14 protein-coding genes and 1 pseudogene are annotated in these 13,819 nt (G+C 67.0%); 4 read left to right on the top strand and 11 right to left on the bottom strand.

The features are described from left to right. The first annotated feature begins 39 nt into the window (after nt 1-39). Complete coding sequence (locus AB3147_RS18205; RefSeq protein WP_239216470.1) at nt 40-504, top strand: hypothetical protein; 465 nt, start codon at nt 40-42, stop codon at nt 502-504. A gap of 84 nt (nt 505-588) precedes the next feature. Here AB3147_RS18205 and AB3147_RS18210 read toward each other — a convergent pair whose 3' ends face one another. Continuing rightward, nucleotides 589-1,779, bottom strand: a complete 1,191-nt coding sequence (locus AB3147_RS18210) for a trans-sulfuration enzyme family protein (RefSeq protein WP_367352634.1) — start codon at nt 1,777-1,779, stop codon at nt 589-591. Between the two features lie 140 nt (nt 1,780-1,919). Between AB3147_RS18210 and AB3147_RS18215 the strand changes: the two genes are divergently transcribed. Then, nucleotides 1,920-2,942, top strand: a complete 1,023-nt coding sequence (locus AB3147_RS18215) for a hypothetical protein (protein WP_367352635.1) — start codon at nt 1,920-1,922, stop codon at nt 2,940-2,942. 33 nt (nt 2,943-2,975) lie between these two features. Here AB3147_RS18215 and AB3147_RS18220 read toward each other — a convergent pair whose 3' ends face one another. The 4 genes from AB3147_RS18220 to AB3147_RS18235 all read right to left on the bottom strand — a co-directional run bounded on the left by AB3147_RS18220 (nt 2,976) and on the right by AB3147_RS18235 (nt 6,223). Continuing rightward, nucleotides 2,976-3,632, bottom strand: coding sequence for a methionine ABC transporter permease (locus tag AB3147_RS18220; protein WP_175123583.1), 657 nt, complete (start codon nt 3,630-3,632; stop codon nt 2,976-2,978). Then, on the bottom strand, nt 3,613-4,716 hold the full coding sequence (locus tag AB3147_RS18225; protein WP_367352636.1) for a methionine ABC transporter ATP-binding protein: 1,104 nt from the start codon (nt 4,714-4,716) through the stop codon (nt 3,613-3,615). The genes AB3147_RS18220 and AB3147_RS18225 overlap by 20 nt, the downstream gene beginning before the upstream one ends. Before the next feature lie 6 nt (nt 4,717-4,722). Then, the gene (locus AB3147_RS18230) at nt 4,723-5,484 is read right to left on the bottom strand and encodes a MetQ/NlpA family ABC transporter substrate-binding protein (protein ID WP_239213300.1); all 762 of its coding nucleotides are present in this window, start codon (nt 5,482-5,484) and stop codon (nt 4,723-4,725) included. 313 nt (nt 5,485-5,797) lie between these two features. Next, complete coding sequence (locus tag AB3147_RS18235) at nt 5,798-6,223, bottom strand: CopD family protein (protein ID WP_239213286.1); 426 nt, start codon at nt 6,221-6,223, stop codon at nt 5,798-5,800. On the opposite strand from AB3147_RS18235, the gene AB3147_RS18240 reads away from it, so the two are divergent. Beyond that, nucleotides 6,217-6,537, top strand: coding sequence for a pentapeptide repeat-containing protein (locus AB3147_RS18240; protein WP_367352637.1), 321 nt, complete (start codon nt 6,217-6,219; stop codon nt 6,535-6,537). The genes AB3147_RS18235 and AB3147_RS18240 overlap by 7 nt on opposite strands. A 205-nt stretch (nt 6,538-6,742) precedes the next feature. Here AB3147_RS18240 and AB3147_RS18245 read toward each other — a convergent pair. From AB3147_RS18245 to AB3147_RS18265, 5 genes and pseudogenes are all read right to left on the bottom strand, one after another. Then, nucleotides 6,743-7,249 (bottom strand): annotated as a pseudogene (locus tag AB3147_RS18245) (DUF2242 domain-containing protein); the annotation flags it as partial. Between the two features lie 302 nt (nt 7,250-7,551). Beyond that, nucleotides 7,552-8,742 carry an AMZ family class C beta-lactamase gene (gene blaAMZ / locus AB3147_RS18250; RefSeq protein ID WP_367352638.1) on the bottom strand — a complete coding sequence of 397 codons (1,191 nt, stop codon included), beginning with the start codon at nt 8,740-8,742 and terminating at the stop codon, nt 7,552-7,554. Nucleotides 8,743-8,898: 156 nt separating this feature from the next. After that, the gene (locus AB3147_RS18255) at nt 8,899-10,215 is read right to left on the bottom strand and encodes a metal-dependent hydrolase family protein (protein WP_239213282.1); all 1,317 of its coding nucleotides are present in this window, start codon (nt 10,213-10,215) and stop codon (nt 8,899-8,901) included. 135 nt (nt 10,216-10,350) lie between these two features. Further along, a complete protein-coding gene (locus tag AB3147_RS18260) occupies nt 10,351-11,136 on the bottom strand; it encodes an alpha/beta fold hydrolase (protein ID WP_367352639.1) in 786 nt (261 codons plus the stop codon). Then, nucleotides 11,133-12,011, bottom strand: a complete 879-nt coding sequence (locus tag AB3147_RS18265) for a fumarylacetoacetate hydrolase family protein (protein WP_239213278.1) — start codon at nt 12,009-12,011, stop codon at nt 11,133-11,135. The genes AB3147_RS18260 and AB3147_RS18265 overlap by 4 nt, the downstream gene beginning before the upstream one ends. A 264-nt stretch (nt 12,012-12,275) precedes the next feature. On the opposite strand from AB3147_RS18265, the gene AB3147_RS18270 reads away from it, so the two are divergent. Next, nucleotides 12,276-13,130, top strand: coding sequence for a helix-turn-helix domain-containing protein (locus AB3147_RS18270; protein ID WP_367352640.1), 855 nt, complete (start codon nt 12,276-12,278; stop codon nt 13,128-13,130). Here AB3147_RS18270 and AB3147_RS18275 read toward each other — a convergent pair whose 3' ends face one another. Then, nucleotides 13,131-13,811 carry an SMI1/KNR4 family protein gene (locus AB3147_RS18275; RefSeq protein WP_367352641.1) on the bottom strand — a complete coding sequence of 227 codons (681 nt, stop codon included), beginning with the start codon at nt 13,809-13,811 and terminating at the stop codon, nt 13,131-13,133. Nucleotides 13,812-13,819 lie beyond the last annotated feature (8 nt).

The following is a 13,819-nucleotide window of genomic DNA, read 5'->3' on the forward strand; positions in this document are numbered from 1 at the left end:
ATTACACTGCACGTCCCTCATCCCCTCATTCGCGACGCCATGTGGTCACGCATCAAGCGATGGTTTGCCGGTCCGCCACCGGCCGAAGATCCCTTGCAGGAAATCGTGCGCTTTGATGACGCCGGCCTCACGCGGTCGGGCGAGCTGGCACGCGCCATGGGACTGCAGCAGTTCTGGCCCTGGCGCGACGTGCACGAGTTCGGCTTCGCGTTCACCCAGGCGATCTATCCGGATCCCTGGTTTGGCGACTACATGGAAAGCCTGTGGTTCGTTCGCGTGGCCAACGAAGACGGCGGGCTGATGCGGATGGAGTTCGACGAGCGCGTGCTGGATATCAACGACTTGCCGCCCGCCCTGCTTCGCAACATGCCGGGACTCGACATGGACGTGCTGCGGGCGGGACTGGCGACCGCCGCGCGGGGGCTGCGCCATTACGAAGGCGAAGGCGAATGGGTGGCATGGCGGCGCGACGTTTCCGAGGAACAGCCGTCATCGCCGGCCTGATCGCCGCCCCCTCGACGTCGTGATTGCCGCCCTTTGCGTCTCGTTGATCGCTCCCCTCGACGGCAGATCCGATGCCCGGCCCGGCTACACGCGATCCAGCCCCTGCTTGAGATCCGCCAAAATATCCGCCGGCGTTTCCAGCCCGACCGACAGCCGCAGCAGGCCTTCCGACAGCCCATAGCGTTCGCGGTCCTCGGCCGAGTAGCTGGCATGCGTCATCGACGCCGGATGCTGGATCAGCGTCTCGGGATCGCCCAGGCTGACCGCGATGCGCGCCAGCTTCAGGCTGTTCAGCAGCGTCTTTCCCGCCGCAAGGCCGCCCTTCAGCTCAAAAGCCACCAGCCCGCCGCCCGCCGCCTGCTGGCGCTGCGCAATGTCGGCGCCCGCCGTGCCGGACAGGCCCGGATAGAACACGTCGGCCACCGCCGGATGCTCGCGCAGCAGCTTGGCCACCTTCAGCGCGGACTCGCTATGGCGCTGCACCCGCAGCTCCAGCGTCTTGATCCCGCGCAGCACCAGGAACGCCGTGAACGGCGACAGCGTCGCGCCCGTGAAATAGCGCAGGCCTTGCAGCCGGATGGCGTCGATGTGCTGCTTGCGGCCCACCACCGCGCCCGCCAGCAGGTCGCCGTGCCCGCCCAGGTACTTGGTGGCCGAATGCAGCACGATGTCCGCACCGTGCTCAAGCGGCCGCTGCAGCACCGGCGTGGCGAAGGTGTTGTCGACGATGGTCAGCAGCCCCTTGCCACGCGCGATGGCCGAGATGGCCGCAATGTCCACCAGGCGCAGATTCGGGTTGGCGGGGGTCTCGAAGTACACCGCCCGGGTCTTGGGGCCGATGGCCGCGGCCACGGACTGCGGCTGGGTGAAATCCGCGAATACGGCGCGCACGCCGAATCGGGACAGCCCCTGCGTGAACAGCGTGAAGGCCGTGCCGTAGACGATCTGGTCGACCACGATCTCGTCCCCGCTTTTCAGCAGCGAGAACAGGGTGGCCGAAATGGCCGCCATGCCCGACGCCGTGACCAGGCCGGCCTCGGCGCCTTCCAGCGATGCCAGCCGCTCTTCCAGCAGCGCCTGCGTCGGATTCCGCGTCCGGCCGTAGACATAGCCTTGGGCCTCGCCGAGCCGGATCCGGTCGAAGGCCTCGATGCTGTCCTGCGTGTAGGTGGACGTCAGATACAGCGGCGGCGACAGCGCGCCCTGTTCGTCCAGCGGGTCGTAGCCCAGGTGGATGGCGCGGGTCGCAAATCCCTGCTGCGCGTGGTCGGTCATGGTGTTCACTCCTGTCATGGGTGGGTGCAGGGGCGCATCGCGCCTGCCTGGAAATCGGAAATTGCCGCCAGCCCGCGGCATTGACGGGGCCGAAGCGAGTCTTTACAGTCAAACGCCGTATCCCCGTTTTCGTGCGCGACATGAACGACCCGCAAGCGCCCGCCACGGCCGCCGGCCCGGCGGTTCCCCCCGCGACACCGCCCCAACCCGGCTGGCTGCTCAAGGCCGCCACCTGTCTGGTCTATTCCGGGGTGCTGGCGTGGGCGGTCTACAGCAGCCGGCCCGCCACCATGCTGGACGTGGCCAAGCTGGCCTTCGGCGGGGCCATCCTGCTGGGCCTCCTGCCGTTTGTCGTCCTGGGGGTCTTTTCGATCTGGAAGCGCTTTCGCACGCCGCGCAACCGCTTGCGCATCATGCTGGGCACGGGGGTATTTCTGCTGGCCGCCGTGGCCGGGCCGCTTGCCGAACGCAACCACGACAACCGCCAGCGCGACATTGCCAACACCGAAATCCGCAAAGCCATCGACGCGCTGCGCCTGCAGGCCGGCGGCGGCAGTGGCGCGCCCGAAGACGTGCCCGCCATCGACCCCTCGCCCAAAGCCACCGGCCCGTACGGCGAAATGGAACGGGCCATGAAGACCATCGCGGGCAAACGGCTGGCGCAGCATCGCGCCTACCTGCAGGAACTCAAGGAAATCGGCCTGCCCAAGCTGTTCGACGCCCGGCGGCTGGCGCGCGACTCGGGCCTGATCGAAAGCCGCCTGATCCTGGAACAGGCCGAAAAGCTCGTGCCGGGGTACCGCGAACAAAGCATGGAAGTGCTGAACGGCATGCCGGCGCTGGTGCGTTCGCTGACCATCGCAGAGCCGGAAAAGGACAAGATCCTGAAAGCGCTGCAGGACTCGCGGACGGCCAGCACCGAAAAGCTGGCGCGCGTCTGGGACCTGGAAACGCAGATCCTGCACGAGTTCGGGATGATGATCACGCTGCTCGATGACAACCGGCAGTTCTGGTACGCGGACCGCGACGAGCTGATGTTCGGCCGCGACGCCGACCTGGCGCGCTTTCATCAGCATCAGGACGCCGTCAACCGGCTGGCCGGCGAGCAGGAGAAGCTGGCGACGCAGTCCCTGGCCGCCATGCCGCAAGCGCCGTTGCGCTGAACCGGATGATGTCTCGCGCGCGGCTCGCATCGTTCACCGCTTGTGGTCGGCGCGGCGCGACAGCCACTCGCCGGTGAACTGCACGATCGACACCAGCGCGATCAGGATGACGATCACCTCGAACATCACCCGGGTCTCGTAGCGCTCGTAGCCATAGCGGATCGCCAGGTCGCCCAGGCCGCCCGCCCCCACCGCGCCCGCCATCGCCGACGCGTTGATCATGGCGATGACGCTGACCGTCATGCCGCCGATGATGCCCGGCAGCGCCTCGGGCAGCAGCACGTGCCGCACGATGTGCCAGCGCCGGCAGCCCATTGCGCGCGCCGCCTCGACCAGACCGGGGTCCACGTCGTTCAGGCTGACCTGCGCAATGCGCGCAAAGAACGGAATCAGGTTGGCCGACAGCGGCACGATCGCGGCCCATGTGCCCAGCGTCGTGCCGACCAGAAAGCGCGTAAACGGCAGCATCGCCACCAGCAGGATGATGAACGGGATGGCGCGGAACGTGTTCACCGTGATCGACAGCGCCTTGTTGAACCGCGGACGCGGGTAGAGATTGCCGGGCGCCGTGATGGTCAGAACCACGGCCAGCGCCAGTCCGGTCGCGATGGCGATGGCGGCGGAAATGCTCACCATCGTCAGGGTCTGCAGGAATGCCTGCAGGTACTTGTCAAGCATCGGTAGCGACATAGCCCAGCACCTTGATCTGATCGGCCACCAGCGCGGCGCGCGCGGCCTCTTCCTGTAGCGCGTGCGCGGGCACGGACACCAGCAGACTGCCCTGCGCATGGCCGCGCAGCCGGTCCAGTCCGCCGTGCAGCAGCGTGGCGCCCGGCCCCATTGCCGCCAGCGCCTGAAGCGACACGCCCTCCGGCCGGTCCTGTCCGGTGAAGCGCAGGCGCAGCACCGCGACGCCGGGGCGTCCTTGCAGATCCGGCACCAGCTTGGCCGCCAGGTCCGCGGGCAGGTCGTGCTGCAACGGCCGCAGCAGGGCGCGCGTGGCGTCGGCCTGCGGGTTGCCGAACACGCGCCACACTTCGCCCAGTTCGACGTTGCGGCCGCCGTCCAGCACCAGCACGTTGTGGCAGACCTCGCGGATCACGGCCATGTCGTGCGTGATCAGCACGACAGTCAGGCCCAGCTTGCGGTTGATGTCCAGCAGCAGGCCCAGGATCGACTGCGTGGTTTCGGGATCGAGCGCGGAGGTCGCCTCGTCGCACAGCAGGATCTCGGGCTCGTGGACCAGCGCCCGCGCAATGCCCACGCGCTGCTTCTGGCCGCCGGACAGCTTTGACGGATACACGTTGGCCTTGTCCCGCAGGCCCACCATCTCAAGCAGCGCTTCGACCCGCGCCCGCGCGGCGGCGGGCTTCACGCCGGCCACGCGTAGCGGCAGCGCGACGTTCTCGGCCACCGTCTTGGCGGACAACAGATTGAAGTGCTGGAAGATCATGCCGATCCGGCGGCGCAGGCCGACGAGCGCATCCTCGTCCAGGCTGCCCACGTCCACGCCGTCCACCCGCACACGGCCGGCGCTGGGACGTTCCAGCATGTTGATCGAGCGCAGCAGCGTCGACTTGCCTGCGCCGCTGCGGCCGATGATGCCGAACACCTCGCCGCGCGCGATCGAGAACGACACGTCCGACAGCGCCGCGACGGGGCCCGCGGGCCCATGATATTGCTTTTGCAGGCCCTCGAACACGATGTGCGCGTCGCGCCCCGGCGATGGCGCTGCGCCGGCCGCGTCCGCGGCCAGGGAAAGTTCGCGTTGCATCTTGGCTTAGAAGACCGGAATCACCGAACCTTCGAACTTGGTCAGGATGAACTGGCGAACCTCTTCCGAGTGATACGCCTTGACCAGCGCGGGCACCCACGGCGCGTCCTTGTCCTTCTCGCGCACGACGATGATGTTCACGTATGGATTGTTTTCTTTCTTCTCGACCGCGATGCCGTCGCGCGTGGCGATCAGCCCGGCCTGGTACGCGAAGCTGTTGACGATGGCCGCGGTGTCCACGTCGGGCAGCGAACGCGCCAGCACGACCGATGCGCTTTCCACGAAGTTGAGCTTCTTGGGATTGGACGTCACATCGGCCAGCGTGGCGGTGCCGGTGGCCGGGTCGAAACCGTCTTTCAGCGTGATCAGGCCCTGGTCGCGCAGGATGACCAGCGCGCGCGTCTGGTTGCTGGGGTCATTGGGAATGCCGACCTTCGCGCCCTCCGGCAAGTCCTTGAGCGACTTGTATTTCTTCGAATAGAACGCGATGGGCGAGATCAGCGTGTTCGCGACCGGCACCAGCTTGTAGCCGCGCTGTTTGATCTGGTCGTTCAGGAAGGGAATGTGCTGGAAGGCGTTGGCTTCCAGGTCGCCGTTGTTCAGCGCTTCGTTCGGGCTGGCGGTGCCGGTGATGACGACGGGCTCGACGGCCAGGCCGTTTTTCTTGGCCACCTGCGTCACCACTTCCCAGATCTGCTCGTCCACGCCGCCGCGCACACCCACCTTGAGCGGCTTCGGGTCTGCCGAGAACGCCGGGCCGTGGAACATGGCGGCCGAGGCCAGCACGGCGCCCAAGAGGCGCTTGAACAGCGGCGTCCATGCCATGCGCGATTGCTGCGCGCCTTGGGAAACGCCTGCATCCGCGGAAGCCCCGGCGGCAAGAATACGGATAGTCATGATGGAATCGCCTCTAAGTCAACGCAGTTATGAGAGAGACGATTCTAGGGACGGGGCTTATGCGCGCGAACGAATAGTTGGTTGAGTCGTTATTACGGGGTTTTTTGGATATGGCGCGTTGGCATATGGCGCGCCGGCGCGGTGCCGAACGCGCAATCAGGCCGGGTCGATCAGGCCGGGTCGATCAGAACGGCTTGACCACGGCCAGCGTCACGATGGCCGTCGCCGCCAGCACGACATAAGGCGCCTGCAGATCGATCAGGGGCGGCCGCTTGCCGCTGCCGCCGGCCATGCGCCGCAGCGATGCGCTTTGCATGCCGAGCAACCCCGACAGGCTCAGCGCAAAGGCCACCTTGATCCAGATCCAGTTCATCGCGAACCACCCGAACGTCATGGCCAGGTGCAGGCCGATGAGCCAGGTGATGACCATGGCCGGCGTGGTGACGTAGAGCGTCCAGCGGCGCAGCGCGTGGAGCATCTTGCGTTCCTTCGGCGCGTCTTCGCCTTCCTGCGGCTGCGAGGTCAGAAGAAACAGGGCAACGAAGAGCGAGCCGCAAAGCCAAGCGACCGCGGCCGCGACGTGGGCCATTTTGAGGAGTTGATATGTCATGCGCGGCATTATCGCCGCTCGCCGGAAGACCCGTGCGGCGCGTGCGCGCAGGCAGTTTGCGATACGGCAAACCGGGCGGCGGTCGATGCGCCAGGGTGTGGGGCGTTAGTTGCCGGACTGCGGCGCGGGCGGCGTGGCGGGTGCGGCGGGCGAACCCGTATCGGGCGTCGCTGCCGCGGGCGCTTTTTCCGTGGCCGATCCGGCAGCCGGCGCCCCTTGGACAGGCGAACCTGCGGCAGGCGAACCTGCGGCAGGCGATCCTGCGGCAGGCGACCCTGCGGCAGGCGACCCTGCGGCGGGCGCTCCCCCCGTAGGCGTCTTCGCAGGCGCTGCATCGCCAGCCGGGGCCGGCTTGTCACCGCCAGCCTCCGTCGGATTCAACGTATCCGCCGGCGCATTCGGCGCCACCACCGGGTCTGCAGGCGCGGGCGCCGGGGCGGACTTGGGCGCGGCGCCCTTCGTCCGCACGGGCGGCTCATGCGGCGCGGCAGCCGCCTGGGCATCCGGCAGGAACCGCTGCAGCAACTGGAAGAACCCGTCATAGAACTTGGGCCGCGTCACCGTCTGGCTGGCGGTCTTGACCAGCGAATCGTCGCTGCCCCCAAACGGCATGGACACCTGGCCCAACACGCTGACGCCCACGCTGGCCGAGTTGCCGGTGCGTTTGATTGAATAGCGGTCCTGCACGGCATTCGCAAATACGGTGGTGCGGTCGCTCGCACCGCCGTCCGATGCACATTCGACGTTGAAGCTGATCTGGGTATGCTGCCCGTCCTCGCCCTCGAAGTTCTTGTGGCCGGTGACGCGAGACGGCTCGTACTTGTCGATGAGATAGCCCTGGCTGAGCAAGGCGCGCCGGCCCGCGTCGCACGCGGCGCTGCTGGCCGCCGGAACGCTGCGCGAATAAGTATCCGTTTGCGCGAAGTCCTCGCGCTCGTAGACGGGCTTGGGGGAAGAGCATCCGGCCAGGACGGCCGTCAGGGTGGCAAACAACGGAAAACCGATACGGCGGGTGACGCGAGGCATGAGAGGTCCGGCGTGGGGCGACGACCTGCATTATCGGACAAGAAATCCGTTTATTTATTGGGGACAGGATACGCCGGAGATATGTTGAAACAGGTTCGAGCGGTCCGTCATGACCGCCAAAGCGGTTCCTCCTGCGTGCCGGCGGGCGCATCCCGTACCGGCACACGTCGTAATTCGTATCGAAATCGGCGCGCCATTCCATGGCCCGCGCGCAACACCCTTCGCAACGCGTCAGTGCACACGTTCCTGAACCATGCCGATGCGCCGCGGGCCTGCTGCCGGCGTGCGGCGCAAACCCGCAATCAACGCGCGGCGCGGGCCGAGGACGGCTGCTCGTCCAGCTCGCCCAGGATTTCCGCCGCCAAGCGCACACGCGCCTCGTTCGGATAGTTGCGATTGGCCAGAATGACGATGCCCAACTTGCGCGCGGGCACAAACGCCACATAGGCGCCAAAGCCGTTGGTCGAGCCCGTCTTATTGATCCAACTCTCGGCCAGCGGCGCCAACGGCGGTTGCAGCGCCTGGGCCGGATGGCTCTGGCTGTTCAGCGTGCCGGCGTTGGCCGTCAGCAGCGTGTCCAGCGCCACCGGATACGGAAACTGTTCCCACGCCATGTCCTGCGTCATGCCGCCCACCTGGTAATAGCCGACGTGGGTGTCGGCGAGCGCGCGGCGGATGTCCTTGTCCAGCACGTCCATGTCCATGCTGGCTTCAACGTAGCGCAGCATGTCGCGCGCGCTGGACTTGACGCCATAGGCCTCGGCCGCGAGCACGCCGGGATTCACGCGCACCGGCGCGCCCTGCTTGTTGTAGCCCTGCGCATAGCGCGACATCTTGGCGGCGGGCACGTTGATGTACGTGCTGGACAGACCCAGCTTCGGAAAAAGGTCCTTTTCCATCGCCTGCGCGAACGGCTGCTTCATGCTGGCGGCGGCCACGACGCCCAGCATGCCGATGCTGGGGTTGGCATACGTCCGATACGTGCCCGGCGCGTGTTCGGGCTTCCATGCCTTCAGATATTGCATCAGTTGCGCGTTGTCGCGCACGTCGTCGGGCACCTGCAACGGGAAGCCGCCCGTGGTGTGCGTGGCCAGGTTCACCAGCGTCAGCTTGGCGAACGCGGTGCCGGCAAGCTCAGGCACGAACCGCGCCGGGCTGTCGGTCAGCGTCAGCAGCCCCTTGGCCTGCGCGTAGGTGGCGAGCGTCGCGGTGAAGGTCTTGCTGATCGACCCCAGCTCGAAGAGCGTGTCCCGAGTGACCGCGCGCCGCGTTTCCAGCGATTCGACGCCGTAGGTATAGAAGCGCTGGCGGCCCTGATGCGTGACGGCGATCACCATGCCCGCGATGTCGTGCTGCCGCATGACCGCGCGGGCCGCCTCGTTCACGACGCTGTCGATGTAGGGCAATTCGGAGCGGCCGAGGGCGGGACCGGACACGGCGGTAAGAAGGCCGGCGCAAATCAGGCCGGCGCAGAGGTGTCTACGGGTATTCATGCAGCGTTCTCAGGGAGGGGGGACAAACGAGCCGGCAGGACGGGCCGCGCGGCGATGCCGAATCGTACCGCGACGCGCGTCCGACGAGGCGCATTTTTCCCTCCCTGCCGTGGCCTCAGGGCCTGGCGCAGGCGCGCCTTCGCCCTGCGCCCTGCGTCAGGCTAAGGCCGGCTCCGCGCGCAGCGGCTGAGCCGCATTCCCGATCCCCGTGCCGTCCTGCACCGTGCCGACTATGTCTTTGCAGACTTTCCCCTCCTTCATCACCAGAACGATCCGCGCGGGATCTACCAGCAGCGACAGATCGTGCAGCGGGTTGCCGTCCACCATGACGACGTCGGCCAGATACCCCGCCCGCAGCATCCCCAGCTCGTCAGGCCGCTGCATGATTTGCCCGCCCAGCCGCGTGGCCGCGACCAGCGCCTCGACCGGCGTCATGCCGATGTAGTCAACGAAGTATTGGAGGTCGTTGGCATTCGTGCCGTGCGGCATCCAGGCGAATCCGTAGTCGCCGCCCGGCAGGATGCGTATGCCGCGCTTGTGCATCTTGCGCAGGCTCTCCGCGGCGATTTCCAGCTCGCGCTTGTAGCCCATGCTTTCGGCTATGGCGGGCGTGATGCCGTAGTCGGACGCATGATAAGCGGTACGGACCAGCCAGCCGATGCCCGGCGCGACGAAATGCTTGTCCTTGTTGGCCTCCAGCATGTCCAGCGCTTCGTCGTCCGCGAAGCTGGCGTGATACACCATTTCGATGCCGTGGCGCACGCATTGCTTGACCGATTCGCTGGACCGCGCGTGGGCCGCGATCCGCTTGCCGTACCGCTTGGCCTCCGACGCCAGCATGGCGATCTCGTCTTCCGCGAAGGGCGACATTTCGGCCGGCAGGCCGGCGATGTATTCGCCCGACAGATTGATCTTCAGATGGTCGACGCCGTACTTGATGAACGTCCGGACCGAGCGGCGAATCTCTTCGGGACCGCTGCAGACGCTGCCAAAGCTCAGCTCCTCGAAGTGCATGTGCGGCAAGGTGTTGTCGCCCAGCGCGCCGATGGTCGTGATCTCCTGGCTGCCAGCCAGGTAGCGCGGCCCCGGGCACTCGCCGGCCTCGATCGCGTTGCGCAGCACCACGTCCAGCCGCGGCTTGGCCGCCGCCGCGCCAATGGCGGACGTCCACCCCATTTCCAGATAGCGCTTGGCCACGCGGACACACCAGAGGATGTGCTCCTCGGGCGGCATGAACTGAATAGCCGCCAGCGTGGGCTGGTCATTCCACGAGAAATGCGTGTGCGCCTCAGTCATGCCCGGCATCAGGAACCGGCCTTTGCCATCGATGACGCGGGCGCCGTCCCGGTTGACGCGTTCGGGCTGGCGCGCCACCTCGGCGATGCGGCCGCCGTCGATGAGTATCTCTCCGTCAAAGACGTCGTCGCCGCTTCCGTCAAAGATGACGGCATTGGTAATTGCGATTTTGGACATGCGTAGTCTCCTCCTGGCCCGCGCAGGGCCGGAATTTTTTTATGAAAAGTGTTGATGCGAAATCGGTGCTGCGGATCGATGCTGCGAAGCCGGTGCTGCGGACCAGGTACGGCGAGCCTGGCAGTCAGCCGCGCCTCACCGGACCAGGCCCGAATGAAACGCCTGGAACGCTTCGATGCAGGCACCCGGCTGCTCAAACGTGGTCCAGTGCCCGCAGTCCGGCACGATGGTGCAGCGGCTGCCCGGGATACGCCCTGCCATCACCTGCACGTGCGCTGGCGGCGCCACGCCGTCCTCTTCCCCCGTCACCAACAGCACCGGCACGTCCAGGCGTTCAAGATCGGCAGACTTCGCGTCGGCCAGCGCTTCGCAGCTTTGCGCATACCCGTCCGGCGGCTGCCGCATCACGCTTTCGCGGACCAGGGCCAGCACCGCCGGCAGATCCGCCTTGGTGCGGCGGCTGGTGGCGCCTTTGACGATGGCATCGGCGATCTCCTGCATGGCAGGCGCGCCCTGCCGGGCCAGCGCCGCGCGTGCCCGGATGCCCGGCCTCCCCGCCTCCGGCGGTTCGGCCAGCGGCCCGAACAGCACCAGCGACCGGACCCGGGCCGGTTCCTTCAACGCCAGATGCTGCGCGACGATGGTCCCCAACGAATGCGCCGCAACGTGCACCGCGCCGCAGTCCAGCGCTTTCAGCACCGCGACCAGCGCATCGACATAGCCCGCGATGGACAGTTCGCCATCCGGCAAAGGCGACCTGGCGCTGCCGGGCAGATCCGGGCGGATGACGCGATACCCCGTCAACGCGCCCATCAGCGGCGTCCAGGTGTTGGACGAGCCGCCCAGCCCGTGGATGCACAGCAATGCGGGCCCGTCGCCGTCGACTTCCACCGTCAGGCCATTGATCGTCGTTGTCGTCATGACGCCTTCTCCACGAATTCGTTCTCGATGCTGCCCAGCCCTTCGACCTCCACGCGCACCACGTCGCCGGTTGCCAGATACCGGGGCGGCGTCATGCCCATGCCGACACCCGCCGGCGTCCCGGTGGCAATCACGTCGCCCGGGTACAGCGTGATGCCGCGCGAGATCGTTTCGATCAAAGCCGGGATGTCGAAGATCATGTTTTCCGTGGGACCGTCCTGCCGGAGTTCGCCGTTGACCCAGCAGCGCACGCGCGTTCTCGTCCCATCGAACGCATCCGCGGTGACGATCCACGGCCCCATCGGACAGAAGGTATCAAACGACTTGCCCATGTCCCATTGCTGGTGCCGCATCTGCACGTCGCGGGCGGTGACGTCGTTGATGACGGTGTAGCCGAAGACGTGATCCATGGCGGCGCCGCGCGCGATGTTCTTGCCCGTCTTGCCGATGACCACGCCCAGCTCGGCCTCGTAGTCGATCTGCGCGGACACGCCGACCGGCAGCAGGACCTGCGCACGCGGCCCCACCACGCATTCCGGCACCTTGGTGAAGACGATGGGCCACGATTCCGGATTGGCGTCGTTGTCCTTGAAGACGGACGCAGACAACTCCTTTGCATGCGCGTGGTAGTTGCGCCCCACGCACCAGACGTTGCGCCGAGGCCGGGGCAGCGGCGCCCGCAGGTCGACGTCGGACAGGCGCAGCGGCGCCAACGTGCCGGGCAGCGGGCGGCCCGCCGTCAACAGGTCGATCACGGCCTGCGCGCCGAGCTGCCTACCCGCGTCGTCAAGCGCCAGCGGCGCGACCGTCAGGCCGTCGTCCGAGACCAGGCCGACGCCGGGCTCTCCATTCATCAAGTAACTTGCAATGCGCACCGCAGTCTCCTTCGTGCTTCGGAAAATCGGCGAGCGGTTCATGCCTCGCCGTCAGCACGACTTTAGGAGCGCCGGCGTGGCCGCGCTTATCGTTCGGTGCGGGAACTTATCGCAGAGTCAGATGGCGTGATAGGTGTATACACCTAGAGCCCGGCAATGCCCGAAACCACGCCCATAAAATTCCCGCAGAAGGCCCCGGCGGACAGGTGGCCCCGGCGAGGCGAGCGCGCGCTCATCGCCCGATCAGAAACTGGGAGACAGATCATGCAAGAGACTTACGCCTTGCACGAAGGCGCGTTCGGCCGCGCGGTCGTGCTGGAGCTGCGCGGGGATTTGATTGCGCATGCGCATGCGGAAGTGCAGCTTGCCCTGTGGCTGGGCGGCGCAAGAGCCGAGGCGCACGTCGGCTCGAAACTGGTGCCTTACAGCGAACACCTGGCGTTGGGCACCAACACCTACGAATCCCATGACGCCCGCCTGCTCGACCGCTCGGGTCCGGCCGTCTTCCTTGTCCTGTACATCGCCAAGCCCTGGCTGGACGAGCGCCGCGCCGCCACCGGCCGCCCGTTTCATTTCACCGCGCCCGGCGTGCCAATCGATCCGGCCGTGCGCCAGGGCTGTTGGAGCCTGCTGGACAAGATCGTCGCGCCGCAGGACCATCCGCGCGCCGACATCGACGCCGAGGTCGAAGCGCTGCTGCAGGCGGCGATCGAATCGTCCTCCCAGGCCAGGCGCCCGCCCGGCGCGGCCTCCCGCCCGCAGACGCTGGACCGGCGGCTTCGCACTGCCATCCTGTACATGCGCGAAAACGTCCACGAACCGGTTGCCGTGGAAGATATCGCCAGCAAGGTGGGGCTGTCGCGAGGCCACTTCTTTGCGCTCTTCCGGGACCAGCTCAACACCACGCCGCAGGTGTTCTGGAGCGCGGTGCGCGTGGAGGAAGCCGTGCGCAGGCTGGTCCAGCAGGAACAGCCGCTGACCTCGGTGGCGATGGACCTGGGGTTTTCGACGCCCGGCAACTTCTCGCGGTTCTTTCGCGATCACATGGGCGTGTCGCCGTCGCGCTTCCGGCGCGCGGCCTCCGGGTCTGCGCCGAATCTGCTGACGGGGATTCCCTGACTACGCTTCTCCGCACTCCCAACGCGGAACCACCTCGAAAGGCGCATCCTCGGCCGGCGGCAACAGCGCCAATGCCGCGTCCACGGACGCCTCACTGATCCAAACCGTCGCCCCGGCCGCCGGCGCTGGCGGGGCATCCGCCATCAACCGGTCCAGTTCAGCCTGCATCACCGGCGGCAGGTATTCCTTCAATGCGTTGATGTTCGCCCCGACACAAGCCACCGCCTCGGCCGCCGTGAAGCCATCCTCGACAAGATGCCCCACGTCCGCTGCGCTACGCACCAGCGCGTCGAACACGAACGCCTCGAATGACGCCCACTCCACGCGCGCATCGCCGCTGTCATGCCAGACGAGCGCAACGCCCACGCCGCCGCCCGCCGTGGGCGTCAGGCAATAGGCATCGCCCGCGCCGGACTCTGCAAACGGCAGAAAGCGCCTGCCGTGCTGATAACCCGGATTGAGCCATTCCTCGGCGGTTTCCCGCGCCTGATGCGCATCGATCCACTCCAGGTCATCCATGCAGGACAGCACGGGCCGCGCGGCCAGCGTATTGCCCTCCCAGTCGGCGCGCCACACTGCGCTGTCCTCGCCATAGCCGGTGCGCCCGGCGTCGATCAGCCGGGCCAGCATCCCGGGCAATGCCACGCCGCAATCCTCGGCCAGTTCGGCAAACGTTGCCATTCGTCTTT

Origin of the sequence: Achromobacter animicus, assembly GCF_040775605.1 — a bacterium.
GTDB classification, from domain to species: Bacteria; Pseudomonadota; Gammaproteobacteria; order Burkholderiales; family Burkholderiaceae_B; genus Achromobacter; species Achromobacter animicus.